The sequence below is a fragment of the Streptomyces sp. NPDC002788 genome (assembly GCF_053592115.1).
Genome location: NZ_JBSFVB010000009.1, coordinates 124,447 through 148,990, shown reverse-complemented (window position 1 = coordinate 148,990; position 24,544 = coordinate 124,447). Strand labels below are relative to the sequence as shown.

The window sequence follows — 24,544 nt, the reverse complement described above, 5'->3', positions numbered from 1 at the left end:
CCGTACACGGCGTACGGGAGCCCCCTTTCGTTCCGGCCAGGTCAGCCTCCGAACTCCTGCAGGCCCTTCAGCGCCTGGTCCAGCAGCGCCCGGCGGCCCTCGAGTTCACGCTCGAGCTTGTCCGCCTTGGCGTTGTTGCCCTGCGCCCGGGCCTGCTCGATCTGGCCCCTCAGCTTGTCCACGGCGGCCTGCAGCTGGCCGGTCAGACCCTCGGCTCGCGCACGTGCCTCCGGGTTCGTCCGGCGCCACTCGGCCTCCTCGGCCTCCTGGATGGCCTTCTCGACGGCGTGCATCCGGCCCTCGACCTTGGGCCGGGCGTCGCGCGGCACGTGGCCGATGGCCTCCCAGCGCTCGTTCACGGAACGGAACGCGGCCCGGGCCGCCTTCAGGTCCGTGATCGGCAGGAGCTTCTCGGCCTCCTCGGCCAGCTCCTCCTTGAGCTTGAGGTTCTCGGTCTGCTCGGCGTCCCGCTCGGCGAAGACCGAGCTGCGGGCCGCGAAGAAGACGTCCTGGGCGCCGCGGAAGCGGTTCCACAGGTCGTCCTCGTGCTCACGCTGGGCGCGGCCCGCGGCCTTCCACTCGGACATCAGCTCGCGGTAGCGCGCGGCCGTCACGCCCCAGTCCGTCGAGTTCGCCAGCGCCTCGGCCTCGGCGACCAGACGTTCCTTGGTCCGCCGCGCCTCCTCGCGCTGCGCGTCCAGCTGCGCGAAGTGCTGCTTGCGCCGCTTGGAGAACGCCGACCGCGCGTGCGAGAACCGGTGCCACAGTTCGTCGTCGGACTTGCGGTCCAGCCGCGGCAGCCCCTTCCAGGTGTCCACCAGGGAGCGCAGCCGCTCACCGGCCGCCCGCCACTGGTCGGACTGCGACAGCTCCTCCGCCTCGGCGACCAGCGCCTCCTTGGCCTTGCGGGCCTCGTCGGACTGCTTCGCCCGCTGCGCCTTGCGCTCCTCGCGGCGCGCTTCCACCAGCTCCACGAGCTTGTCCAGCTGGACCCGGAGGGCGTCCAGGTCGCCCACCGCGTGATGCGCGTCGACCTGCTCCCGGATGTGGTCGATGGCCGCCTGGGCGTCCTTCGCCGACAGGTCGGTGGTCTTCACTCGCTTCTCGAGGAGGCCGATCTCGACAACCAGGCCCTCGTACTTGCGCTCGAAATAGGCCAGCGCCTCCTCGGGGGAGCCCGCCTGCCAGGAACCGACGACCTGCTCGCCGTCGGCCGTACGCACGTACACGGTCCCCGTCTCGTCGACGCGGCCCCACGGGTCGCTGCTCACAGCGCCTCCTCCACATGATGCCTGCGAGGGGCCTGAAGCTCCCCCGGGCATCGTCCACAGTTTCGTCACGGCCAACATAGGCGACCGGCGGGGGGCCTGTCCGCATCCCGCGCGACCGAAATTTCGCAGTTGGGGGTCAGGATTCGCTGATGGTCGCCTTGTTGATCACGACCGTCGCGTTGGGCGCCGTATTGCCCGTCTGCGGGTCGGGAGCCTGCACCCCGGCCTTGGCGATCTTCTGCAGAACCTTCATGCCCGCCTCGGACACCGTACCGAACGGTGTGTAGTCGGGCGGCAGCTGACTGTCCTGGTAGACGAGGAAGAACTGGCTGCCGCCGGTGTTGCGGCCCTGCTTGGCCTGGGCGTTGTACTGGTTCGCCATCGCGACCGTGCCCGCCGGATACACCCCGCCCTTGAGGCTCTTGTCCTTGAGGTTCTCGTCCGGGATCGTGTAGCCGGGACCGCCCACGCCGGTGCCCTTCGGGTCGCCGCACTGCAGGACGTAGATGTTCTGGTCGGTGAGCCGGTGGCACTTGCTGTGGTCGAAGTAGCCCTGGTCGGCGAGGAACTTGAACGAGTTGACGGTGTGCGGGGCCGCCGACGCCTTCAACGCGATGTCGATCTCGCCGCAGGTCGTGTCCAGCTTCATCGTGTACTTCGCCGACTTGTCGATGGTCATCGCCGGTTCCTTCTTCCAGGTCTCCGACTTGACCTTGCCCGCGGCCGGCTTCGCGCACGGGTCCGGGGCCTTGCTGGGCGTGGCGCTCGGGGTGACGTCCGCGCCCGCGTTCTCCGTCTTGCCGTTGTCCTCGAACGGCTTGGTCAGGAAGACCGTCACGGACAGCACCACGATCACGCCGAGAGCCGAGGCGATCACGGAGTTGCGGATACGGGCCTTGCGTCGCGCGTCCGTGCGTCGCTGCTGCTGCCGCAAGAACTTCTCCCGGGCGAGCTGACGCCGCCGCTGTTCCTGGCTGACCACCGGGTTCTCTCCTCATGGGTCTGATACGTCGACCGGTACGCGCGCGTCCTGTGCGCCGACCGCCTGCGTGTGCCCCGTACCGTATATGGGTTCGCTGAGGAATCGGCAGCGCCGGTAGGCTCTGTGAGCAGCCGTAGCCGCCCGTATCGACACAACGAAGGACGATCGTGCTCATTGCCGGGTTCCCCGCCGGGGCCTGGGGGACGAACTGCTACCTCGTCGCCCCCGCCGCCGGTGAGGAGTGCGTGATCATCGACCCCGGCCATCAGGCCGCCGACGGCGTCGAGGAAGCGATCAGAAAGCATCGGCTCAAGCCCGTCGCCGTCGTCCTCACTCACGGCCACCTCGACCATGTCGCCTCGGTCGTCCCGGTGTGCGGCGCGCACGACGTGCCGGCCTGGATCCACCCCGACGACCGGTACATGATGAGCGACCCCGAGAAGGCGCTCGGCCGTTCCATCGGGATGCCGCTGCTGGGCGAGCTGACCGTGGGGGAGCCGGACGACGTCAAGGAGCTGTCCGACGGGGCGAAGCTGGAGCTGGCGGGCCTGGAGCTGTCCGTCGCGCACGCGCCCGGCCATACCAAGGGGTCGGTGACCTTCGGCATGCCCGAGGCGGCGGACATCCCCCCGATCCTGTTCTCGGGCGACCTGCTGTTCGCCGGCTCCGTCGGACGCACCGACCTGCCCGGCGGTGACATGGCCGAGATGCTCGACTCGCTGGCCCGCGTGTGCCTGCCGCTCGACGACTCGACCGTGGTGCTGTCCGGCCACGGCCCCCAGACGACCATCGGCCAGGAGCGCGCCACCAACCCGTATCTGCGGCAGGTGGCGGCAGACCGCCAACAGCGCAGCGCGTCCCCGGCTCCCCGACGAGGAATGTGACGAGACCTTTCGTGAGCACCTTCAAGGCCCCCAAGGGCACGTACGACCTGATCCCGCCGGACTCCGCGAAGTACCTGGCGGTCCGCGAGGCGATCGCCGCGCCGCTGCGCAACTCCGGCTACGGCTACATCGAGACGCCCGGCTTCGAGAGCGTCGAGCTCTTCGCGCGCGGGGTCGGTGAGTCCACCGACATCGTGACCAAGGAGATGTACGCCTTCGAGACCAAGGGCGGCGACCGGCTCGCCCTGCGCCCCGAGGGCACGGCCTCGGTCCTGCGCGCCGCCCTGGAGGCCAACCTGCACAAGGCCGGCAACCTCCCGGTCAAGCTCTGGTACTCCGGCTCGTACTACCGCTACGAGCGCCCCCAGAAGGGCCGCTACCGCCACTTCTCCCAGGTCGGCGCGGAGGCGATCGGCGCGGAGGACCCGGCGCTGGACGCCGAGCTGATCATCCTGGCCGACCAGGCGTACCGCTCGCTGGGCCTGAGCGACTTCCGGATCCTGCTCAACAGCCTGGGCGACAAGGAGTGCCGCCCGGTCTACCGGTCGGCGCTGCAGGAGTTCCTGCGCGGCCTGGACCTGGACGAGGACACCCTGCGCCGCGCGGAGATCAACCCGCTGCGCGTCCTGGACGACAAGCGCGAGTCCGTCCAGAAGCAGCTGGGGGACGCCCCGCTGCTGCGCGACTACCTGTGCGACGCCTGCAAGGCGTACCACGAGGAGGTCCGCGAGCTGATCACGGCGGCGGGTGTCGCCTTCGAGGACGATGCGAAGCTGGTGCGCGGCCTGGACTACTACACCCGCACGACCTTCGAGTTCGTCCACGACGGCCTGGGTTCGCAGTCCGCGGTGGGCGGCGGCGGCCGCTACGACGGCCTGTCCGAGATGATCGGCGGCCCCGCGCTGCCGTCCGTCGGCTGGGCCCTCGGCGTCGACCGCACGGTCCTCGCGCTGGAGGCGGAAGGCGTCGAGCTCGAACTGCCCGCCACCACCAGCGTGTTCGCCGTTCCGCTCGGCGAGGAGGCCCGCCGGGTCCTGTTCGCCAAGGTCACGGAGCTGCGCAAGAACGGCATCGCGACCGACTTCTCCTACGGGGCCAAGGGCCTCAAGGGTGCGATGAAGAACGCCAACCGCAGCGGCGCCCGCTACACGATCGTCGCCGGCGAACGCGACCTCGCCGAAGGTGTCGTCCAGCTCAAGGACATGGAGTCGGGCGAACAGGCAGCCGTGGGCGTGAACGAGATCGTGGCGGAACTGGAGGCACGGCTCGGCTGAGCCGCCGTCGAAGGCGCCGGGCCTCCCGGCGCCTTCCTCAGTTCTCCGGCAGCCCCAACCGCGTCGCCCGTCACGGCCGGTGTCCGGTCGCCCACGGCCAGATGCCCGGTCCGTCTCGTACGTCGTCAGCACGACCACCGGCACGGCAGCCCGGCTCTGACCCGGCTGTCCGGCTTCGTGTCGAGACCGACCGGGCCGGTGATCCCCTCCGGGTCGTGCGGTCGCGGGGAGCAGCGGGCGAAGTGCCGTTCGGTCACCCGGACCGTCAACTCCGCGGGCGCCGATTCGCCCTGCCATACGATCCGACACAGGAGGGCCGCGCGACGCGTGCCGGTCGCCGGGTCCGACCCGAGCACGGACACCTCGCCCCCGTCCCGCCCTGGGGGATCTCCACCGTGGTGCCTGCCCCGCGCCGCCGGGCCCGCGCAGGCCGAACACCCCGCCGTGCCGGATGCCGGGATCGATCCCGTCGACGGCGGTCACGTCGCCGTAGCGCTCACGCGACCCCGCACCTGCACGGCGAGGTCGTACCCGTGTGCCGTCATGCGACGAGCGTCGGCCGGAACGCACCCCTCAGGGGACGACCGAGCGGACATCCTTATGTCCACTGAACGGTGGACAGACCTGCCGGTGCGGCACAATGGTTCTTCCCGAAGGTGTTCAGGTCTCAAGTGACGGATCGGCGTGATGAGCAAGACGACAGTCAGGGACGTCTCCACGGAGCCCGAGCCGGAACGCGCCGAGATCGCGCCCCGTGCGGAGGGCGGCAGCCGGGCTCTCGCCCTGCTCTTGGTGATCACCGGCGCGGCCGGTCTGCTCGCGGCGTGGGTCATCACGATCGACAAGTTCAAGATCCTCGAAGCCAAGGTCGAGGGCAAGACGTTCACGCCCGGCTGCAGCCTCAACCCGGTCGTGTCCTGCGGCAGCGTCATGGAGAGCAAGCAGGCCGCCGTCTTCGGCTTCCCCAACCCGATGCTCGGCCTGGTCTGCTACGGCATCGTCGTCTGCGTCGGCATGAGCCTGCTCGCCCGCGCCCGCTTCCCGCGCTGGTACTGGCTCACCTTCAACGCCGGCTGCCTGTTCGGCGTGAGCTTCTGCGCCTGGCTGATGTTCCAGTCCCTGTACCGGATCAACGCCCTGTGCCTGTGGTGCTGCCTGGCCTGGGTCGCCACGATCCTCATGTTCTGGTACGTGACGTCGTTCAACATCCGCAAGGGCTTCCTGCCCGCCCCGGGCTGGCTGAAGGGCTTCTTCGACGAGTTCACGTGGGTCATGCCCGTGCTGCACATCGGCATCATCGGCATGTTGATCCTGACCCGCTGGTGGGACTTCTGGCTCAGCTGAGCCAGGCCGTTCCCGTGCCCGGCCCGACTGTCAGTGCGGTGATTTAGGGTTTCTGACGTGGAGCCCGACCTGTTCACCGCCGCAGCCGAAGAACGCCAGGAGAAGGAACCGTCCAGCAGTCCCCTGGCGGTGCGGATGCGCCCGCGCACCCTCGACGAGGTCGTGGGCCAGCAGCATCTGCTGAAGCCGGGCTCACCCCTGCGCAGACTGGTCGGGGAGGCCTCCGGCCCGGCCGGCCCCTCCTCGGTGCTCCTGTGGGGGCCGCCCGGCACCGGCAAGACGACCCTGGCCTACGTCGTCTCCAGGGCCACCGACGCCCGCTTCGTCGAGCTGTCCGCGATCACCGCCGGCGTCAAGGAGGTCCGCGCGGTCATCGACGGCGCCCGCCGCGCCTCCGGCGGCTACGGCAAGGAGACCGTCCTCTTCCTCGACGAGATCCACCGCTTCAGCAAGGCCCAGCAGGACTCGCTGCTCCCGGCCGTCGAGAACCGCTGGGTGACGCTCATCGCGGCGACGACGGAGAACCCGTACTTCTCGGTGATCTCGCCGCTGCTGTCCCGCTCCCTGCTGCTCACCCTCGAACCGCTCACGGACGACGACATCAGGAGCCTGCTGCGGCGCGCCCTCGCCGACGATCGCGGCCTGAAGAGCGCCGTCGCCCTGCCCGAGGAGACCGAGAGCCACCTCCTGCGCATCGCCGGGGGCGACGCCCGCCGCGCCCTGACCGCCCTGGAGGCGGCCGCGGGAGCCGCCCTCGACAAGGGTGAGGCGGAGATCGCCCTGACCACGCTGGAGGAGACGGTCGACCGGGCCGCCGTGAAGTACGACCGCGACGGCGACCAGCACTACGACGTCGCCAGCGCCCTGATCAAGTCCATCCGCGGCTCCGACGTCGACGCCGCTCTGCACTACCTGGCCCGGATGATCGAGGCCGGCGAGGACCCGCGCTTCATCGCCAGGCGCCTGATGATCTCCGCCAGCGAGGACATCGGCCTCGCCGACCCGAACGCGCTGCCCCTCGCGGTCGCCGCCGCCCAGGCCGTCGCCATGATCGGCTTCCCCGAGGCCGCCCTTACCCTCAGCCACGCCACCATCGCCCTCGCCCTGGCCCCCAAGTCCAACGCCGCGACCACCGCGATCGGCGCCGCCCTGGACGACGTCCGCAAGGGCCTGGCCGGACCCGTCCCCGCGCATCTGCGCGACAGCCACTACAAGGGCGCGACCAAGCTGGGCCACGGTCAGGGCTACGTCTACCCGCACGACCTGCCCGAGGGGATCGCCGCCCAGCAGTACGCCCCGGACGCCCTCAAGGACCGCGAGTACTACGAGCCGACCCGCCACGGCGCGGAGGCCCGTTACGCGGACGCGGTCGAGTGGACCCGGAGGAACCTCGGTCGAAAGCGGTCCTGAGCACCCTGTAAACTCGTCCGGAGTGCTGCGTCCCGTGCAGTCAGAACGGGACAGTCAGCCGGAGCCAGTCGGGGGCACAGCCCCCGTACCGGCTCCAGGAGCGTCGCGCACCGTCGAACGGTGTCGCGGGCAGCCCATCACCATCCCTCCCGCGAGGGGACCGGTCGGTGGGCCACTCGCGTGCTGCACGTATGTGCCCAGATCAGGGGAGCGGCTGCCCGCCCCGTCCTTCACGGACGAGGAGGGTTTCCCCGGCTGCGAATGCGACCTCCCACAACCCTGACAAGCCGACACTAGGAAACGAGAAACAGTGGCGAACCAGTCCCGCCCCAAGGTCAAGAAGTCGCGTGCGCTCGGCATCGCGCTCACCCCGAAGGCCGTCAAGTACTTCGAGGCCCGCCCCTACCCGCCGGGTGAGCACGGCCGCGGCCGCAAGCAGAACTCGGACTACAAGGTCCGTCTGCTCGAGAAGCAGCGCCTGCGCGCGCAGTACGACGTGTCCGAGCGCCAGCTCGTCCGCGCCTACGAGCGTGCCTCCAAGGTCCAGGGCAAGACCGGTGAGGCCCTGATCATCGAGCTGGAGCGCCGTCTCGACGCCCTGGTCCTGCGTTCGGGCATCGCCCGCACGATCTACCAGGCCCGCCAGATGGTCGTCCACGGCCACATCGCGGTCAACGGCAAGAAGGTCGACAAGCCCTCCTTCCGTGTCCGTCCGGACGACGTCGTGCAGGTCCGCGAGCGCTCCAAGGAGAAGACCCTCTTCACGATCGCCCGTGAGGGTGGCTTCGCCCCCGACGGTGAGACCCCGCGCTACCTCCAGGTGAACCTCAAGGCCCTGGCGTTCCGCCTGGACCGCGAGCCGAACCGCAAGGAGATCCCGGTGATCTGCGACGAGCAGCTCGTCGTCGAGTACTACGCCCGCTGATCCTCTGCAGGCACGCGGTACTTCAGCCCGCCGTCTCCCCGCCCTTCCGGGCGGGCGAGGCGGCGGGTTTTCGCGATCACCCCACGCCCGGGCGGTAATCCGGTACGGAGCGCCACCCCCGGCGCGATAGGCTCGTCGCACGACTTTTTCGATGTTCAGGCACGTTTCAGGGAGCGGGTGCGCTGTGTCCGGTGGAGAGGTTGCCGGGATCCTGGTGGCCGTCTTCTGGGCGATTCTGGTCTCCTTCCTCGCCGTCGCGCTGGCGAGGCTGGCCCAGACGCTCAGGGCGACCACCAAGCTCGTGGCGGACGTGACCGACCAGGCCGTCCCGCTGCTGGCCGACGCCTCCGCGGCAGTGCGCTCCGCGCAGACCCAGATCGACCGGGTCGACGCGATCGCCTCCGACGTCCAGGAAGTCACGTCGAACGCCTCGGCGCTGTCGACCACCGTCGCCTCCACCTTCGGCGGACCCCTGGTCAAGGTCGCCGCCTTCGGCTACGGCGTGCGCCGGGCCCTCGGCGGCCGCAAGGAGGACGTGCCCGCCAAGCCGTCGAGGCGTACCGTGATCGTGGGCCGCACGGTCTCTCGGCGCAGCTCCCGAGGGAAGAGGGACTGAGAGCCAGCGATGTTCCGCCGCACCTTCTGGTTCACCACGGGCGTCGCCGCCGGTGTGTGGGCCACCACCAAGGTCAACCGCAAGCTGAAGCAGCTGACCCCCGAGAGCCTCGCCAGAACCGCCGGGAACAAGGCGATCGAGGCCGGTCACCGCATCAAGGACCGTGCCGTGGGCTTCGCGCTCGACGTCCGGGACAACATGGCCGTGCGGGAGGCCGAGCTGGGCGACGCCCTCGGGATCAACGAGAACCCCGAACTCCCCGGCCCCCGGCGGCATGCCGCCATCGAGAACCGCAACAACCCGAAGTACGTCGAGGGGTCGGCGTACCAGACGTACTCGTACAACCGGAATGAGGACCACTGATGGAGTCGGCTGAGATTCGCCGCCGCTGGTTGAGCTTCTTCGAGGAGCGCGGTCACACCGTCGTCCCTTCGGCGTCGCTCATCGCGGACGACCCGACTCTGCTCCTCGTCCCGGCCGGCATGGTGCCCTTCAAGCCCTACTTCCTGGGTGAGGTCAAGCCGCCCTTCGCCCGCGCCACGAGCGTGCAGAAGTGCGTGCGCACGCCGGACATCGAAGAGGTCGGCAAGACCACCCGGCACGGCACTTTCTTCCAGATGTGCGGCAACTTCTCCTTCGGCGACTACTTCAAGGAAGGCGCCATCCAGCTCGCCTGGGAGCTGCTCACCAGCCCCCAGGACAAGGGCGGTTACGGTCTCGACCCCGAGCGCCTGTGGATCACCGTCTACAAGGACGACGACGAGGCCGAGCGCATCTGGCACGAGGTCGTCGGCGTGCCGAAGGAGCGCATCCAGCGCCTCGGCATGAAGGACAACTACTGGTCCATGGGCGTCCCCGGCCCCTGCGGACCCTGCTCCGAGATCAACTACGACCGCGGCCCCGAGTTCGGCGCCGAGGGCGGCCCCGCCGTCAACGACGAGCGGTACGTGGAGATCTGGAACCTCGTCTTCATGCAGTACGAGCGGGGCGAGGGCATCGGCAAGGACAACTTCGAGATCCTCGGCGACCTGCCCAGCAAGAACATCGACACCGGTCTCGGCCTCGAACGCCTCGCCATGATTCTGCAGGGCGTGCAGAACATGTACGAGATCGACACCTCGATGGCCGTCATCAACAAGGCCACCGAGCTGACCGGCGTCCGCTACGGCGACGCCCACGCCTCGGACGTGTCCCTGCGCGTGGTCACCGACCACATGCGCACCTCCGTGATGCTCATCGGCGACGGCGTCACCCCGGGCAACGAGGGCCGCGGCTACGTGCTGCGCCGCATCATGCGCCGCGCCATCCGCAACATGCGCCTGCTCGGCGCCACCGGTCCGGTCGTCAAGGACCTGATCGACACCGTGATCGAGATGATGGGCCAGCAGTACCCGGAGCTCATCACCGACCGTGAGCGCATCGAGAAGGTCGCCCTCGCCGAGGAGAACGCCTTCCTCAAGACGCTGAAGGCCGGCACCAACATCCTCGACACGGCCGTCAGCGACACCAAGGCCGCCGGCGGCACCGTCCTGCCCGGCGACAAGGCCTTCCTGCTCCACGACACCTGGGGCTTCCCGATCGACCTCACCCTGGAGATGGCCGCCGAGCAGGGCCTCTCCGTGGACGAGGACGGCTTCCGCCGCCTGATGAAGGAGCAGCGGGAGCGCGCCAAGGCCGACGCCCAGGCCAAGAAGACCGGCCACGCCGGCGTCGGCGCCTACCGCGAGATCGCCGACAAGGCCGGTGCGACCGACTTCATCGGCTACACCGACACCGAGGGCGAGTCCACGATCGTGGGCATCCTCGTCGACGGCGCCTCCTCCCCGGCCGCCACCGAGGGCGACGAGGTGGAGATCGTCCTCGACCGGACCCCGTTCTACGCCGAGGGCGGCGGCCAGATCGGCGACACCGGTCGGATCAAGGTCGACACGGGCGCCGTCATCGAGATCCGCGACTGCCAGAAGCCGGTCCCGGGTGTGTACGTCCACAAGGGCGTCGTCCAGGTCGGCGAGGTCACGGTCGGCGCCACGGCCCACGCCTCGATCGACGGTCGCCGCCGCACGGCCATCGCCCGCGCCCACTCGGCCACCCACCTGACCCACCAGGCCCTGCGTGACGCCCTCGGCCCGACGGCCGCCCAGGCCGGTTCCGAGAACCAGCCCGGCCGCTTCCGCTTCGACTTCGGTTCCCCGTCCGCCGTCCCGACGGCCGTGATGACCGACGTCGAGCAGAAGATCAACGAGGTGCTCGCCCGGGAACTGGACGTCCAGGCCGAGGTCATGGGCATCGACGAGGCGAAGAAGCAGGGCGCCATCGCCGAATTCGGCGAGAAGTACGGCGAGCGCGTGCGCGTGGTCACCATCGGCGACTTCTCCAAGGAGTTGTGCGGCGGCACACACGTGCACAACACCGCCCAGCTGGGCCTGGTGAAGCTGCTCGGCGAGTCCTCCATCGGCTCGGGTGTGCGCCGTATCGAGGCCCTGGTCGGCGTGGACGCCTACAACTTCCTCGCCCGTGAGCACACGGTCGTCGCCCAGCTCCAGGAGCTGATCAAGGGCCGCCCGGAGGAGCTCCCGGAGAAGGTCTCCGCCATGCTCGGCAAGCTGAAGGACGCCGAGAAGGAGATCGAGAAGTTCCGTGCCGAGAAGGTCCTGCAGGCCGCCGCCGGTCTCGCCGAGTCGGCCAAGGACGTCCGTGGCGTCGCTGTCGTGACCGGTCAGGTCCCGGACGGCACGACCGCCGACGACCTGCGCAAGCTGGTACTCGACGTGCGTGGACGCATCCAGGGCGGCCGGGCCGTCGTGGTCGCCCTGTTCACAGTGGCGAACGGTAAGCCGCTGACGGTCATCGCCACCAACGAGGCCGCCCGCGAGCGCGGCCTGAAGGCCGGCGACCTGGTCCGCACGGCCGCCAAGACCCTCGGCGGCGGCGGTGGCGGCAAGCCGGACGTGGCCCAGGGCGGCGGCCAGAACCCGGCCGCCGTCGGTGACGCCGTGGACGCCGTCGAGCGACTCGTCGCCGAGACGGCCGAGTAAGAGACGGTCGAGAGCATGCGCAGAGGACGTCGACTCGCGATCGACGTCGGGGACGCCCGCATCGGGGTCGCCTCGTGCGACCCCGACGGGATCCTCGCCACCCCGGTGGAGACGGTCCCGGGGCGGGACATCCCCGCAGCTCAGCGGCGGTTGAAGCAACTCGTCGAGGAGTACGAGCCCATCGAGGTCGTCGTCGGTCTCCCGCGCTCCCTCAAGGGCGGCGAGGGCCCGGCCGCGGTGAAGGTCCGGGGCTTCGCCCAGGAACTGGCCCGCATGATCTCCCCGGTTCCGGTGAGACTCGTGGACGAACGCATGACGACGGTGACGGCCAGTCAGGGGCTGCGCGCCTCCGGCGTGAAGTCCAAGAAGGGACGGTCCGTCATCGACCAGGCCGCAGCCGTGGTGATCCTGCAACAGGCGCTTGAATCCGAACGGGTGTCAGGTAAAGCACCCGGTGAAGGCGTCGAAGTGGTCATCTGATCGCGATACGGTAACGTTCCGCGCGATGCGACGGCATTCGAACAGCCGCCGCACAGCAAGAGGCGGAACGGGAGCGCCGAGCCGGAAGCCGCGCCACCGCCGCCTCGCGGCTCTAGGGGATCGATGACTGAGTATGGCCGGGGCCAAGGCTCCGAACCGTGGCATCCGGAGGACCCGTTGTACGGGGACGGCGGATGGGGCGGACAGCAGGCCCATCAGGGTCAGCAGTCCCCCTACGGCGGCCAGCCGCAGCACTATCCAGAGCAGCCGCAGCAGCCGCAGTACGGCGACTGGGGCACCGGTGAGCAGGGCGGACACGGTCAGGCGCAGCAGCAGTACCCGTACGGCCAGCAGTACGCGGCACAGGCCCACAGTCACCAGCAGTACCCCGGTCAGGGGGGCCACGGGCACCCGCAGGACCCGGGATACGACCAGCAGCACTACGACAACGGCGGCTGGAACAACGGCGAGCACCAGCAGCAGGTCTCGTACCCCGGTGACCCAGGTGATCCGTACGGCCAGCAGACCGGCGCGTACGGCGCCGGGGCCCAGCAGGACTACTACGGCACCCCCGATGCCTATCCGCCCCCCGAGCCGCCCGGCCGGCGGCGGGCCGAGGCGGAGCCGGAACCGGAGACCGACTGGGACCCCGGCCCCGACCAGGGTGAACACGCCTTCTTCGCGGGTGGGGACGAGGATGACGACGGCGACGAGCCGCGGGACCGCCGCGGTCGCGACGGCAAACGCGGACGCGGTGGCAAGCCCAAGAAGCGCCGCAACGGAATGGCATGCCTGTTCGTCGTCCTGGCCTTGGGCGGAGGCCTGGCAGGCGTCACGTACTTCGGCTACCAGTTCTACCAGGATCGTTTCGGCGACGCTCCGGACTTCGCGGGCGACGGCAACGGGCAGCAGGTGACGGTCGAGATCCCCGAGGGAGCACTCGGCTACAAGATCGGTCAGGTGCTGAAGGACGCGGGGGTCGTCAAGAGCATCGACGCCTTCGTCGCGGCCCAGCAGAGCAACCCGGAGGGCAAAAGCATCCAGGACGGCGTGTACACGCTGCAGAAGCAAATGTCGGCCGAGAGTGCGGTCGAACTGATGCTCAGCCCCAAGAGCCGCGACAACCTGATCATCGCCGAGGGTAAGCGCAACGCCGACATCTACCACCTCATCGACAAGCGGCTGGGCGTCAAGGAGGGCACCACCGCCGCGGTCGCCGAGAAGGACTACGAGAAGCTCGGTCTGCCTGCCTGGGCGAAGAACCACCCGAACGTCAAGGACCCGCTGGAAGGGTTCCTCTATCCCTCCAGCTACGGCATCAGCAAGGGGCAGAAGCCCGAGGCCGTGCTGAAGCAGATGGTGGCACGGGCCACCGAGACGTACGAGAAGCTCGGCGTCGAGAAGAAGGCCAAGAGCCTTGGACTCAAGGACCCGTGGCAGCTGATCACGGTCGCGAGCCTCGTCCAGGCCGAGGGCAAGACGCACGACGACTTCCGGAAGATGGCCGAGGTGGTCTACAACCGCCTGAAGCCGACCAATACCGAGACCAACCAGCTGCTCCAGTTCGACTCGACCTTCAACTATCTGAAGAACGAGAGCAACATCCACATCAGCGAGTCCGAGATCAACAGCAACAAGGACCCCTACAACACGTACACCAACAAGGGCCTGCCGCCCGGTCCGATCGACAACCCGGGGGACGTCGCGTTGCGGGCGGCTCTGAAGCCGACGAAGGACGGCTGGATCTACTTCGTGGCGACCGACGGCCACACCAAGACCGAGTTCGCCAAGACGTACACCGAGTTCGAGAAGCTCAAGGAAAAGTTCGATGCCACCACGGGCAACTGAAGCCCATCGGGCCGCGGTGCTCGGCAGCCCCATCGCCCATTCCCTCTCTCCGGTGCTGCATCGCGCGGCGTACGCGGAACTGGGGCTGAGCGGCTGGTCGTACGACCGTTTCGAGGTCGACGAAGCGACGCTGCCCGGGTTCGTCGAGAAGCTCGGGCCCGAGTGGGCCGGGCTGTCGCTGACCATGCCGCTGAAGCGGGCCGTGATCCCCCTGCTCGACGAGGTCAGCGAGACCGCGGCCTCGGTCGACGCCGTCAACACCGTCGTCTTCACCGAGGACGGGCGCAGGGCCGGCGACAACACCGACATCCCCGGCATGGTCGCGGCTCTGCGCGAACACGGCATCGCCAAGGTCGAGGCCGCCGCGATCCTGGGCGCGGGCGCCACCGCCTCGTCCGCGCTGGCGGCGCTGTCCCGCATCTGCCCGGGCGAGATCGCCGTGTACGTGCGCAGCGAGGCCCGCGCCGCCGAGATGCGGCAGTGGGCCGAGCGGCTGGACGTCCCGGTGCGCATCGCCGACTGGGCGGACGCCGAGGAGGCCCTGCGCGCCCCCCTGGTGATCAGCACCACGCCCGCCGGTGTCACCGACGCCCTCGCCCGGTCCGTGCCGGAGCGTCCGGCGGCCCTCTTCGACGTCCTCTACGACCCCTGGCCGACCGACCTCGCCGCCCGCTGGTCGGCGTACGGCGGTGCCGTCGTCAGCGGCCTCGACCTGCTGGTCCACCAGGCCGTGCTCCAGGTCGAGCTGATGACGGGGCTGGCCCCGGCGCCCCTGGACGCCATGCGAAAAGCGGGCGAGCGGGCTCTCGCGGCCCGATAAGATCCGCTCTCGGTTCCGCAGGGGGCGGAACGGGGGAGGGGAACGTCCGTCATGTCCGCAGGCCTGCCTCAGGCGTCCGTCAAGTCCCAGATATTCGAAGCCCTGCTGGGATTCCTGCCCGAGTGGGTGCAGATCACGGTGCTCGCCCTGATCGTCCTCGCCGTCGTCGCGTCCTGGGTCGTGAAGATCAAACGCAAGATCGCCTACCGCCGCGCCGTCCGCAGCGGGCAGCCGGTGCACGCGGCGGCGCAGTACGGGCAGGGGCGCGCGGCGGACTACCTGGGGGAGTACGCCCTGCGGCAGGCGCCGCCGCAGCAGGGCGCCGGGGCCGACCACCTCGGGGCGTACGCACCGCGGCAGGCACAGCCCGCGCAGCAGCCGAGCGGTGCCGACTTCCTGGGGGGGCGTACGCACCGCGGCAGCGTCAGGGCGACGGCCCGTCCGCGAACGCGTCCGCTTGATGGACCGCACGCCGGGCAGTCGGGCGGGACGTGGGAGGATCGGAGGTGGCGGACCGGGCCGCGCACCCGGTCAGGCCGTCGCCGTACGCGAGGACGCGCGTACTGAGGGCAGTACCAGGCGCGAGCACTGAGGAGCACCGTTGAGCAGGTTGCGCTGGCTGACCGCGGGCGAGTCCCACGGTCCCGCACTCGTCGCGACGCTGGAGGGCCTTCCCGCCGGCGTGCCGATCACCACGGACATGGTGGCGGACCACCTCGCGAGGCGGCGGCTGGGCTATGGGCGCGGTGCACGGATGAAGTTCGAGCGGGACGAGGTCACCTTCATCGGCGGCGTCCGGCACGGCCTCAGCCTCGGCTCCCCGGTCGCGATCATGGTGGGCAACACCGAGTGGCCGAAGTGGGAACAGGTCATGGCGGCCGACCCGGTCGACCCGGAGATCCTCGCCGGTCTCGCACGCAACGCCCCGCTGACCCGCCCGCGACCCGGCCACGCCGATCTCGCCGGGATGCAGAAGTACGGCTTCGACGAGGCCCGGCCGATCCTCGAGCGCGCCTCCGCGCGTGAGACCGCCGCCCGCGTGGCACTGGGCGCGGTGGCCCGGTCGTACCTCAAGGAGACGACCGGCATCGAGATCGTCAGCCACGTCGTGGAGCTGGCCGGGGCGAAGGCGCCGCAGGGTGTCCACCCCACGCCGGCCGATGTCGAGAAGCTGGACGCGGACCCCGTGCGCTGCCTGGACGCGGACGCGTCGAAGGCGATGGTCGCCGAGATCGACCAGGCCCACAAGGACGGCGACACCCTCGGTGGCGTGGTCGAGATCCTGGCGTACGGCGTGCCGGTCGGTCTCGGCTCACATGTGCACTGGGACCGCAAGCTGGACGCCCGGCTCGCCGGCGCGCTCATGGGCATCCAGGCGATCAAGGGCGTCGAGATCGGCGACGGCTTCGAACTGGCGCGGATTCCGGGGTCCAAGGCACACGACGAGATCGTGAAGACCGACGAGGGCATCCGGCGCACCTCCGGCCGCTCGGGCGGCACCGAGGGCGGCCTGACCACGGGTGAGCTGCTGCGCGTCCGCGCCGCGATGAAGCCGATCGCGACGGTGCCGCGCGCCCTGCAGACCGTGGACGTGACCACGGGCGAGGCGGCGCAGGCCCACCACCAGCGTTCCGACGTGTCCGCGGTCCCGGCCGCCGGCATCGTCGCCGAGGCCATGGTGGCGCTCGTGCTCGCGGACGCGGTGGCGGAGAAGTTCGGCGGCGACTCGGTGGCCGAGACCCGCCGCAACGTCACCTCGTACCTCGACAACCTCACCATCCGATGAGCGGGCCGCTGGTCGTCCTGGTCGGCCCGATGGGGGTGGGCAAGTCCACCGTCGGGCAGCTGCTGGCCGAGCGTCTCGGCGTCTCCTACCGGGACACCGACGACGACATCGTCGCCGAGCAGGGCCGGACCATCGCCGAGATCTTCGTCGAGGAGGGCGAGCCCGCCTTCCGGGCCGCGGAGAAGGCGGCCGTGCACCGGGCGCTCGCCGAGCACGACGGCGTCCTGGCGCTCGGCGGCGGCGCGATCCTCGACGCCGACACGCGCGCGCTGCTCGCCGGGCAGCGGGTGGCGTACCTGTCGATGGACGTCGAGGAGGCGGTCAAGCGCACCGGCCTCAACGCGGCCCGCCCGCTGCTCGCGGTCAACCCGCGCAAGCAGTGGCGCGAGCTGATGGACGCCCGTCGGCACCTCTATGAGGAGGTCGCCACGGCCGTGGTCGCCACCGACGGTCGCACGCCCGAAGAGGTCACCGAAGTCGCCCTGGACGCACTGGAGTTGAAGGAAGCATGAGCGAGGCAGTCACCCGGATCCAGGTCGGCGGCACGGCGGGGACCGACCCGTACGAGGTCCTGGTGGGCCGGCGGCTCCTGGGCGAACTCGGCGGGCTGATCGGCACCAAGGCCAAGCGGGTCGCGATCGTCCACCCCGAGGCACTGGCCGAGACCGGTGAAGCGCTGCGCGCCGACCTGGCAGGGCAGGGCTACGAGGCCGTCGCCATCCAGGTGCCCAACGCGGAGGAGGCCAAGACAGCCGAGGTCGCCGCCTACTGCTGGAAGGCGCTGGGCCAGTCCGGCTTCACGCGCACGGACGTCATCGTCGGTGTCGGAGGCGGTTCCACCACGGACCTCGCCGGGTTCGTGGCCGCCACGTGGCTGCGCGGGGTGCGCTGGATCGCCATCCCGACGACCGTGCTCGCCATGGTCGACGCGGCCGTCGGCGGCAAGACCGGCATCAACACCGCCGAGGGCAAGAACCTCGTCGGCGCCTTCCACCCGCCCGCCGGTGTCCTCTGCGACCTGGCCGCGCTGGACTCCCTCCCGGTCAACGACTACGTGTCCGGACTCGCCGAGGTCATCAAGGCCGGCTTCATCGCCGACCCGGTGATCCTCGACCTCATCGAGTCCGACCCCGAGGCGGCCCGCACCCCGGCCGGACCGCACACCGCCGAGCTCGTCGAGCGCTCCATCCGGGTCAAGGCCGACGTCGTGTCGTCGGACCTGAAGGAGTCGGGCCTGCGCGAGATCCTCAACTACGGCCACACGCTGGGCCACGCCATCGAGAAGAACGAGCGCTACAAGTGGCGGCACGGCGCGGCCGTGTCGGTCGGTATGCACTTCGCCGCCGAACTGGGCCGTCTGGCGGGCCGGCTGGACGACGCGACGGCCGACCGCCACCGCACGATCCTGGAATCGGTCGGCCTGCCCCTGCACTACCGCCACGACCAGTGGCCCAAGCTGCTGGAGACGATGAAGGTCGACAAGAAGTCCCGTGGCGACCTGCTGCGCTTCATCGTCCTCGACGGTCTGGCCAAGCCCACGGTCCTGGAAGGACCCGACCCGGCCGTGCTGCTCGCCGCGTACGGCGAGGTCGGTCAGTAAAGAGGTCCTTGCACTGTGCCCGCCCGGGTCGCGCGGCCTGGCACCGCGCCTCGCCGCGTTGCCGAAGCGCCCAGGTAGCTCCGCTACCAGGGCTCTCCGGCGCCTTGCGATGCACGGCACCAGGCCGCGCGACCTGATCGGACGCTCATAGCGCAAGGACCCCTAAGTCCCGCGGCGCGCCTTCCGCCCGAAATCGCCTTACGGGAAAGGGCACTTCGGGCCGCCCCCGGCCGTTCACACATCGACGACCGGGGGCGGTACCGTTCGGTAGCAGCGGGGTTCCGCCCCCGCTGTCAGCGCCTATCGCCTGTACGAGACGGAGTGGCACCGGATGCAGCACGCAGTGGGTTCTCCGCTGCCGCCGCCCCATCAGCCGGGGCACGGACCGGCCGTCGGCTGGTCGCCGGCCGCACACCACCCGGGCCCGCAGCCCCCGGGCGCGCACCAGGGCCCCGCGCCCGTGCCCCCACCGCCCCCGCCTCCGGGATACCCCGCGCCGCAGCCCGGGCCGGCCGCGCCCCCGCAGCACGGTTCCCTTCCTCCCGCACCGGAGACCACCGGACATGTGCCGCTGCCGCCGGGCGGCCCGTTCGCCGTGCCGAGCGCGCCGCCCGCCGCGGCGGCCCCGGACCCGGCGGGCACGACCCTCGCCGTCCTGCTGATCGGCCCCGCCGGTGCGGGCAAGACCAGCGTCGCCAAGTACTGGGCGGACCACCGCCGGGTCCCCACGGCGCACATCAGCCTCGACGACGTACGCGAATGGGTCCGTTCCGGCTTCGCCGACCCGCAGTCCGGGTGGAACGACAGCTCCGAGGCCCAGTACCGCCTCGCCCGCCGCACCTGCGGCTTCGCCGCGCGGAACTTCCTGGCCAACGGCATCTCGTGCGTCCTCGACGACGCGGTCTTCCCCGACCGCCCGGTCGTGGGCCTCGGCGGCTGGAAGCGCCACGTCGGCCCCGGTCTGCTGCCGGTCGTCCTGCTGCCCGGGTTGGACATCGTCCTGGAACGCAACGCGGAGCGCTCGGGGAACCGGCGGCTGTCGGACGAGGAGGTCGCCCGCATCCATGGCCGCATGGCCGGCTGGTACGGATCCGGCCTGCCCATCATCGACAACTCGCAGCTGGACGTCCCGGAGACCGCGCGCGTACTGGACGACGTCCTGGTCAGGTCGATCGCGAGCCCGCCGCAGTGGTAGCCGGTGCGGTGCACCGGGGTTCCGGCTGTGCCGGGCTTTCGTGCCGGGGCCGAGTGGGTGCGCAGCCCGCCGGACGACGCAAGGGACCGTGTCGGGGGGTGTCCGCCCGCAGCGGTGGGCGCGTCGACGGACGCTGAGTCGGGTACGCAACCCCATCGCGCCGTTCCGAGGACGGACACCCCCCGGCGCGACCCCCTACCCACCCGGCGAGAAGGCGCGAGTGCGCCCGGGCCGCCGCAGTCACGACCCCGGCCCGACCGCCGGAGGCACCCGCACCCCACTCGGCCCTCCCGACCGGCGACATCCCCCCGTCGCTCGTAGGCTCGGGTCATGTCAGAGGTGTACGCGGCCCGCCGGACGCGTCTGAGGGAATACTGCAACGCGGGCGGCAGCGCGGCGGCGCTCGTCTCCCGCCCCGCCAATGTGCGCTATCTCGCGGGTGTCGCCCCGCCCGGCGCCGTTCTGCTGCTGGGCAGGACAGCACAGCAGGACCTTCTGCTGTGCGCCGGCCCGACGGCCGACCGCCCCACGCAGGAGCGCCCCGACGAGGCCCTGCGCGTACAGACCCTGCCCGCGACCGGCGGCGGCGACCCGGCCGTCGCGGCAGCCGACATCGCCGAAGGCCAGGGCGCCGACTCGCTCGCAGTGGAGGAGCACCACCTCACCGTGGCCCGGCACCGAGCCCTCGGCTCGGTCGCGCCCCGGCTGCGCCTGGCCAACCTCGGCAGCGCGGTCGAGCAACTGAGGGTCGTCAAGGACGAGGAGGAGATCTCCTGCCTCCGCATCGGTGCCGAGATCGCCGACCAGGCCCTCGGCGAACTGCTGGAGTCCATCCTCGTCGGCCGCACCGAGCGCCATCTCGCCCTGGAACTCGAAAGGCGCCTGGTCGATCACGGGGCGGACGGGACGGCCTTCCCCACCTCCGTGGGCACCGGGCCGAACTCCGGCCGCCCCGGCCACCGTCCCACCGACCGCCGCGTGGAGGAGGGCGACTTCCTCTCCGTCTGCCTGGGTGCGACGTACCGCGGCTACCGCTGTGAGATCGGCCGTACGTTCGTCATCGGCACCGCCCCCGCGGACTGGCAGATCGAGCTGTACGACCTGGTCTTCGCGGCCCAGCGGGCCGGGCGTGAGAGCCTGGTACCCGGCGCCGCCTGCCGGGACGTCGACCGCGCCGCCCGCCAGGTTGTGGACTCCGCGGGGTACACGGAGGGCCTCACGGCCCTGACGGGGCACGGGGTGGGGCTCGAAATCGACGAGGACCCTCAATTGTGTCCCGCGGCCATGGGTAAACTGGACGCTTGCGTGCCGGTCACCGTCGAACCTGGGGTCCACCTCCCGGGCCGGGGTGGTGTCCGGATCGATGACACGCTCGTCGTCCGCCCCGAGGCGGACGGCGGACCCGAGCTACTCACCATCACGACCAAGGAGCTGCTCGCCCTGTAGGCAGGTGCGTGCCCCGGGGTCGTACGTCAGTCCAGGAGATTCCGCAACCGTGGCTTCCACGAACGACCTCAAGAACGGCATGGTGCTCAAGCTCGAAGGCGGCCAGCTCTGGTCCGTCGTCGAGTTCCAGCACGTCAAGCCCGGCAAGGGCCCGGCCTTCGTGCGCACCAAGCTCAAGAACGTGCTCTCCGGCAAGGTCGTCGACAAGACCTTCAACGCCGGCGTCAAGGTCGAAACGGCCACCGTCGACAAGCGGGACATGCAGTTCTCCTACATGGACGGCGAGTACTTCGTCTTCATGGACATGGAGACCTACGACCAGCTGCACGTCGACCGCAAGGCCGTCGGCGACGCCGCCAACTTCCTGATCGAGGGCTTCACCGCCACCGTCGCGCAGCACGAGGGCGAGGTGCTCTTCGTCGAGCTGCCCGCCGCGGTCGAGCTGACGATCCAGGAGACCGAGCCGGGCGTCCAGGGCGACCGCTCCACCGGCGGCACCAAGCCCGCCACCCTGGAGACCGGCCACCAGATCCAGGTGCCCCTCTTCATCACCACCGGTGAGAAGATCAAGGTCGACACTCGCTCCAGCGACTACCTCGGCCGGGTGAACAGCTAACCGTGGCTGCCCGCAACACGGCCCGTAAGCGCGCCTTCCAGATCCTCTTCGAGGGTGACCAGCGCGGCGTCGACGTCCTGACGGTCCTCGCGGACTGGGTGCGGCTCTCCCGGGCTGACACCCGGCAGCCGCCGGTCAGCGAGTACACGATGGAGCTGGTCGAGGGCTACGCGGAGCACGCGAAGCGCATCGACGAGCTGATCGCTCAGTACTCGGTCGGCTGGACGCTCGACCGGATGCCGGTCGTCGACCGCAACATCCTGCGGCTCGGCGCCTATGAGCTGATCTGGGTCGACGGGACTCCGGACGCAGTCGTCCTCGACGAGATGGTGCAGCTGGCGAAGGAGTTCTCCACGGACGAGTCGCCGTCGTTCGTGAACGGCCTGCTCGGCCGGCTGAAGGAACTCAAGCCCTCGCTCCGCCGCGACGAGGTCTGAGGAAGATCACATACGCCGGAGGGCCCGCAGCGTGACTGCTGCGGGCCCTTCGGCATTCCCGTACGGGCGAGGGCCGCGAGGCCCTCAGAACGCCGCCGGGGTGGCCGAGACCCATACGGTTTCGGCCACCCCGGCGGCACGTTTCTGCTGTCCCCGCGAAAGGGGTCAGGCGTCCTCGTGGGTGGCCACCGCGCGACGCGCGTCCGCGTCCAGGACACCCCAGCTGATCAGCTGCTCCGTGAGGACCGACGGCGACTGGTCGTAGATGACGGCGAGTGTGCGCAGGTCGTCCTGGCGGATCGAGAGCACCTTGCCGTTGTAGTCACCGCGCTGCGACTGGATCGTGGCCGCGTAGCGCTGGAGAGGGCCCGCCTTCTCGGCCGGCACCGTGGCCAGCCGCTCCAGGTCCAGGACCAGCTTCGGCGGCGGCTCGGCGGCGCCGCCCGGGGTGGTGCCCGGAAGCAGCTCCTGCACCGGAACGCCGTAGAAATCCGCCAGCTCGGCAAGGCGCTGCACGGTCACGGCACGGTCGCCGCGCTCGTACGAACCGACCACGACCGCCTTCCAGCGTCCCTGGGACTTCTCCTCGACACCGTGGAGGGAAAGGCCCTGCTGGGTGCGGATCGCCCGGAGCTTGGCCCCGAGCTGTTTGGCGTATTCGCTGGACATATAGCTCCCCGGCACTGTGTCGACGCGTCTGGCGTGGGTGCCAGGCCGCGCGGCTGGTAACTCACTGTGAGGTTACGCAGCGTTACTCTGCCGCGTCAAGCCGAATGGTCCGCACCGACTCTTCCGTGCTATCGGTGTTCCGTTGGGCCGAGTGGGTGATTGGAGGGGGCCATCGGAGTGACGGCGGGGACCTGCTACCGTGTATGGCGCAATCCCGACGTCCTTTAAGGTCCGTCCCGTGAGGCGGAGAAGGAGGTCCGTTTCGTATGGACACGCACGACTCGCAGTCCGGTGCCCGGCCCGTTCTCGAAGGGCCCGACATCGCACGGGTACTGACCCGCATCGCCCACGAGATCGTCGAACGCGCCAAGGGTGCCGACGACGTGGTCCTCCTCGGCATCCCGACCCGCGGCGTCTTCCTCGCCCGGCGGATCGCCGACAAGCTCGAGCAGATCACCGAGCGCAAGGTTCCGTGCGGCTCGCTCGACATCACCATGTACCGCGACGACCTGCGCATGCATCCGCCGCGTGCGCTGGCCCGCACCGAGATCCCCGGTGACGGCCTCGACGGCAAGCTCGTCGTCCTCGTCGACGACGTGCTCTTCTCCGGCCGCACCATCCGCGCCGCCCTCGACGCGCTGAACGACATCGGGCGTCCCCGCGCGGTGCAGCTCGCCGTCCTCGTCGACCGCGGTCACCGTGAACTGCCCATCCGCGCCGACTACGTCGGCAAGAACCTCCCCACGTCGTTGCGGGAGACGGTCAAGGTCCAGCTCGCCGAGGAGGACGGTCGCGACACCGTGCTGCTCGGTGCCAAGCCGACCCCTCAGTAGCGCTCCAGACGTACGCCGCCGGCGTACGTCGGCTCGGTGCGCGCCCGTCTGCCCCAATTCTCCCGTTTGAACTGCCTTACGGAGCCTGACAGATGCAGCGTCATCTCATCTCGGCCGCCGACCTCACTCGCGACGACGCGGTCCTGATCCTCGACACCGCCGAGGAGATGGCCCGGGTCGCCGACCGGCCGATCAAGAAGCTGCCGACCCTGCGCGGCCGCACGATCGTCAACCTCTTCTTCGAGGACTCGACCCGGACCCGGATCTCCTTCGAGGCCGCCGAGAAGCGGCTGTCCGCGGATGTGATCAACTTCTCCGCCAAGGGCTCCAGCGTCTCCAAGGGCGAGTCCCTGAAGGACACCGCCCAGACCCTGGAGGCCATGGGCGTCGACGCCGTGGTCATCCGGCACGGAGCCTCCGGAGCCCCGTACCGGCTGGCGAACTCCGGCTGGATCGACGCGGTCGTCGTCAACGCCGGCGACGGCACCCACCAGCACCCCACCCAGGCTCTGCTGGACGCCTTCACCATGCGCCGCCGCCTGGTCGGACCGGACGCCGGACTCGGTCGGGACCTCGAAGGCAGGCGCATCACCCTCGTCGGCGACGTCCTGCACAGCCGGGTCGCCCGCTCCAACGTCGACCTGCTGCACACCCTCGGCGCCGAGGTCACCCTCGTCGCCCCGCCGACCCTGCTGCCCGTCGGCATCGAGACCTGGCCCTGCGAGGTGTCCTACGACCTGGACAGCACGCTGCCCAAGTCCGACGCGGTGATGATGCTGCGCGTCCAGCGCGAGCGCATGAACGCCGCGTTCTTCCCGACCGAGCGCGAGTACTCCCGCCGCTACGGCCTCGACGGCGACCGCATGGCGCGGATGCCCGAGCACGCCGTGGTGATGCACCCCGGCCCGATGGTTCGCGGCATGGAGATCACCGCCGAGGTCGCCGACTCCGACCGCTGCACCGTCGTCGAGCAGGTCGCCAACGGAGTGTCCATCCGGATGGCCGTCCTGTACCTGCTGCTCGGTGGAAACGAGCCCGCCGTCACCCACACCCGTACCGAGGAGAAGTAAGAC

24 protein-coding genes are annotated in these 24,544 nt (G+C 70.3%); 21 read left to right on the top strand and 3 right to left on the bottom strand.

Features of this window, described 5'->3' with window-relative positions; translation table 11 throughout:
- Window positions 1-41: 41 nt before the first annotated feature.
- A complete protein-coding gene (locus ACWD1U_RS18500; RefSeq protein WP_451108699.1) occupies window positions 42-1,271 on the bottom strand; it encodes a DUF349 domain-containing protein in 1,230 nt (409 codons plus the stop codon).
- A 136-nt stretch (window positions 1,272-1,407) separates the two neighbouring features.
- Window positions 1,408-2,253: a peptidylprolyl isomerase gene (locus ACWD1U_RS18495; RefSeq protein WP_451108697.1), complete on the bottom strand. Its 846-nt coding sequence runs from the start codon at window positions 2,251-2,253 to the stop codon at window positions 1,408-1,410.
- 167 nt (window positions 2,254-2,420) lie between these two features.
- Here ACWD1U_RS18495 and ACWD1U_RS18490 point away from each other — a divergent pair, with 167 nt between their 5' ends.
- From ACWD1U_RS18490 to nusB, 19 genes are all read left to right on the top strand, one after another.
- Window positions 2,421-3,137: an MBL fold metallo-hydrolase gene (locus tag ACWD1U_RS18490; RefSeq protein WP_451108696.1), complete on the top strand. Its 717-nt coding sequence runs from the start codon at window positions 2,421-2,423 to the stop codon at window positions 3,135-3,137.
- 11 nt (window positions 3,138-3,148) lie between these two features.
- Window positions 3,149-4,411 carry a histidine--tRNA ligase gene (gene hisS, locus ACWD1U_RS18485; protein ID WP_451108694.1) on the top strand — a complete coding sequence of 421 codons (1,263 nt, stop codon included), beginning with the start codon at window positions 3,149-3,151 and terminating at the stop codon, window positions 4,409-4,411.
- 687 nt (window positions 4,412-5,098) lie between these two features.
- Complete coding sequence (locus ACWD1U_RS18480; RefSeq protein WP_451108692.1) at window positions 5,099-5,755, top strand: vitamin K epoxide reductase family protein; 657 nt, start codon at window positions 5,099-5,101, stop codon at window positions 5,753-5,755.
- Between the two features lie 57 nt (window positions 5,756-5,812).
- On the top strand, window positions 5,813-7,165 hold the full coding sequence (locus tag ACWD1U_RS18475; RefSeq protein WP_451108690.1) for a replication-associated recombination protein A: 1,353 nt from the start codon (window positions 5,813-5,815) through the stop codon (window positions 7,163-7,165).
- A gap of 310 nt (window positions 7,166-7,475) precedes the next feature.
- On the top strand, window positions 7,476-8,090 hold the full coding sequence (gene rpsD, locus ACWD1U_RS18470; protein ID WP_010046470.1) for a 30S ribosomal protein S4: 615 nt from the start codon (window positions 7,476-7,478) through the stop codon (window positions 8,088-8,090).
- Between the two features lie 184 nt (window positions 8,091-8,274).
- Entirely contained in the window at window positions 8,275-8,706 is a 432-nt protein-coding gene (locus tag ACWD1U_RS18465) for a DUF948 domain-containing protein (RefSeq protein ID WP_451108688.1), read from the top strand.
- A gap of 9 nt (window positions 8,707-8,715) precedes the next feature.
- Complete coding sequence (locus tag ACWD1U_RS18460) at window positions 8,716-9,069, top strand: hypothetical protein (protein WP_451108687.1); 354 nt, start codon at window positions 8,716-8,718, stop codon at window positions 9,067-9,069.
- Complete coding sequence (alaS, locus tag ACWD1U_RS18455) at window positions 9,069-11,741, top strand: alanine--tRNA ligase (RefSeq protein WP_451108686.1); 2,673 nt, start codon at window positions 9,069-9,071, stop codon at window positions 11,739-11,741. Before ACWD1U_RS18460 ends, alaS begins: the two co-directional genes overlap by 1 nt.
- Window positions 11,742-11,756: 15 nt before the next feature.
- On the top strand, window positions 11,757-12,221 hold the full coding sequence (gene ruvX, locus ACWD1U_RS18450; protein WP_451108685.1) for a Holliday junction resolvase RuvX: 465 nt from the start codon (window positions 11,757-11,759) through the stop codon (window positions 12,219-12,221).
- Between the two features lie 123 nt (window positions 12,222-12,344).
- Window positions 12,345-14,069, top strand: coding sequence for an endolytic transglycosylase MltG (gene mltG / locus ACWD1U_RS18445; RefSeq protein ID WP_451108683.1), 1,725 nt, complete (start codon window positions 12,345-12,347; stop codon window positions 14,067-14,069).
- Entirely contained in the window at window positions 14,050-14,889 is an 840-nt protein-coding gene (locus ACWD1U_RS18440) for a shikimate dehydrogenase (protein ID WP_451108681.1), read from the top strand. Before mltG ends, ACWD1U_RS18440 begins: the two co-directional genes overlap by 20 nt.
- Before the next feature lie 51 nt (window positions 14,890-14,940).
- On the top strand, window positions 14,941-15,456 hold the full coding sequence (locus tag ACWD1U_RS18435; RefSeq protein WP_451108680.1) for a hypothetical protein: 516 nt from the start codon (window positions 14,941-14,943) through the stop codon (window positions 15,454-15,456).
- 34 nt (window positions 15,457-15,490) lie between these two features.
- Window positions 15,491-16,675 carry a chorismate synthase gene (gene aroC, locus ACWD1U_RS18430; RefSeq protein WP_451108678.1) on the top strand — a complete coding sequence of 395 codons (1,185 nt, stop codon included), beginning with the start codon at window positions 15,491-15,493 and terminating at the stop codon, window positions 16,673-16,675.
- Complete coding sequence (locus ACWD1U_RS18425; RefSeq protein WP_451108677.1) at window positions 16,672-17,187, top strand: shikimate kinase; 516 nt, start codon at window positions 16,672-16,674, stop codon at window positions 17,185-17,187. The genes aroC and ACWD1U_RS18425 overlap by 4 nt, the downstream gene beginning before the upstream one ends.
- The gene (aroB, locus tag ACWD1U_RS18420) at window positions 17,184-18,275 is read left to right on the top strand and encodes a 3-dehydroquinate synthase (RefSeq protein ID WP_451108675.1); all 1,092 of its coding nucleotides are present in this window, start codon (window positions 17,184-17,186) and stop codon (window positions 18,273-18,275) included. The genes ACWD1U_RS18425 and aroB overlap by 4 nt, the downstream gene beginning before the upstream one ends.
- A gap of 331 nt (window positions 18,276-18,606) precedes the next feature.
- A complete protein-coding gene (locus ACWD1U_RS18415; RefSeq protein WP_451108674.1) occupies window positions 18,607-19,470 on the top strand; it encodes a Pro-rich N-terminal domain-containing protein in 864 nt (287 codons plus the stop codon).
- Window positions 19,471-19,800: 330 nt separating this feature from the next.
- Window positions 19,801-20,916 (top strand): aminopeptidase P family protein, encoded by a 1,116-nt coding sequence (locus ACWD1U_RS18410; protein ID WP_451108672.1) that lies wholly within the window; start codon window positions 19,801-19,803, stop codon window positions 20,914-20,916.
- Between the two features lie 49 nt (window positions 20,917-20,965).
- A complete protein-coding gene (efp, locus tag ACWD1U_RS18405) occupies window positions 20,966-21,532 on the top strand; it encodes an elongation factor P (RefSeq protein ID WP_451108670.1) in 567 nt (188 codons plus the stop codon).
- Window positions 21,533-21,534: 2 nt separating this feature from the next.
- Window positions 21,535-21,969, top strand: a complete 435-nt coding sequence (nusB, locus tag ACWD1U_RS18400) for a transcription antitermination factor NusB (protein ID WP_451108668.1) — start codon at window positions 21,535-21,537, stop codon at window positions 21,967-21,969.
- A gap of 165 nt (window positions 21,970-22,134) precedes the next feature.
- Here nusB and bldD read toward each other — a convergent pair whose 3' ends face one another.
- Complete coding sequence (gene bldD / locus ACWD1U_RS18395; RefSeq protein ID WP_020938842.1) at window positions 22,135-22,638, bottom strand: transcriptional regulator BldD; 504 nt, start codon at window positions 22,636-22,638, stop codon at window positions 22,135-22,137.
- Window positions 22,639-22,904: 266 nt separating this feature from the next.
- Between bldD and pyrR the strand changes: the two genes are divergently transcribed.
- Complete coding sequence (gene pyrR, locus ACWD1U_RS18390; RefSeq protein WP_451108666.1) at window positions 22,905-23,471, top strand: bifunctional pyr operon transcriptional regulator/uracil phosphoribosyltransferase PyrR; 567 nt, start codon at window positions 22,905-22,907, stop codon at window positions 23,469-23,471.
- A 92-nt stretch (window positions 23,472-23,563) separates the two neighbouring features.
- Window positions 23,564-24,541: an aspartate carbamoyltransferase catalytic subunit gene (locus tag ACWD1U_RS18385; RefSeq protein WP_451108664.1), complete on the top strand. Its 978-nt coding sequence runs from the start codon at window positions 23,564-23,566 to the stop codon at window positions 24,539-24,541.
- The last annotated feature ends 3 nt before the right edge of the window (window positions 24,542-24,544 follow it).

Excerpts from the sequence above, each read along its gene's own strand:
- ACWD1U_RS18480 (WP_451108692.1), top strand. The coding sequence starts at position 5,099 with ATGAGCAAGACGACAGTCAGGGACGTCTCCACGGAGCCCGAGCCGGAA.
- ACWD1U_RS18460 (WP_451108687.1), top strand. The coding sequence starts at position 8,716 with ATGTTCCGCCGCACCTTCTGGTTCACCACGGGCGTCGCCGCCGGTGTG.
- alaS (WP_451108686.1), top strand. The coding sequence starts at position 9,069 with ATGGAGTCGGCTGAGATTCGCCGCCGCTGGTTGAGCTTCTTCGAGGAG.
- ruvX (WP_451108685.1), top strand. The coding sequence starts at position 11,757 with ATGCGCAGAGGACGTCGACTCGCGATCGACGTCGGGGACGCCCGCATC.
- mltG (WP_451108683.1), top strand. The coding sequence starts at position 12,345 with ATGACTGAGTATGGCCGGGGCCAAGGCTCCGAACCGTGGCATCCGGAG.
- ACWD1U_RS18440 (WP_451108681.1), top strand. The coding sequence starts at position 14,050 with ATGCCACCACGGGCAACTGAAGCCCATCGGGCCGCGGTGCTCGGCAGC.
- ACWD1U_RS18435 (WP_451108680.1), top strand. The coding sequence starts at position 14,941 with ATGTCCGCAGGCCTGCCTCAGGCGTCCGTCAAGTCCCAGATATTCGAA.
- ACWD1U_RS18425 (WP_451108677.1), top strand. The coding sequence starts at position 16,672 with ATGAGCGGGCCGCTGGTCGTCCTGGTCGGCCCGATGGGGGTGGGCAAG.
- aroB (WP_451108675.1), top strand. The coding sequence starts at position 17,184 with ATGAGCGAGGCAGTCACCCGGATCCAGGTCGGCGGCACGGCGGGGACC.
- ACWD1U_RS18415 (WP_451108674.1), top strand. The coding sequence starts at position 18,607 with ATGCAGCACGCAGTGGGTTCTCCGCTGCCGCCGCCCCATCAGCCGGGG.
- ACWD1U_RS18410 (WP_451108672.1), top strand. The coding sequence starts at position 19,801 with ATGTCAGAGGTGTACGCGGCCCGCCGGACGCGTCTGAGGGAATACTGC.
- bldD (WP_020938842.1), bottom strand. The coding sequence starts at position 22,638 with ATGTCCAGCGAATACGCCAAACAGCTCGGGGCCAAGCTCCGGGCGATC.
- pyrR (WP_451108666.1), top strand. The coding sequence starts at position 22,905 with ATGGACACGCACGACTCGCAGTCCGGTGCCCGGCCCGTTCTCGAAGGG.
- ACWD1U_RS18385 (WP_451108664.1), top strand. The coding sequence starts at position 23,564 with ATGCAGCGTCATCTCATCTCGGCCGCCGACCTCACTCGCGACGACGCG.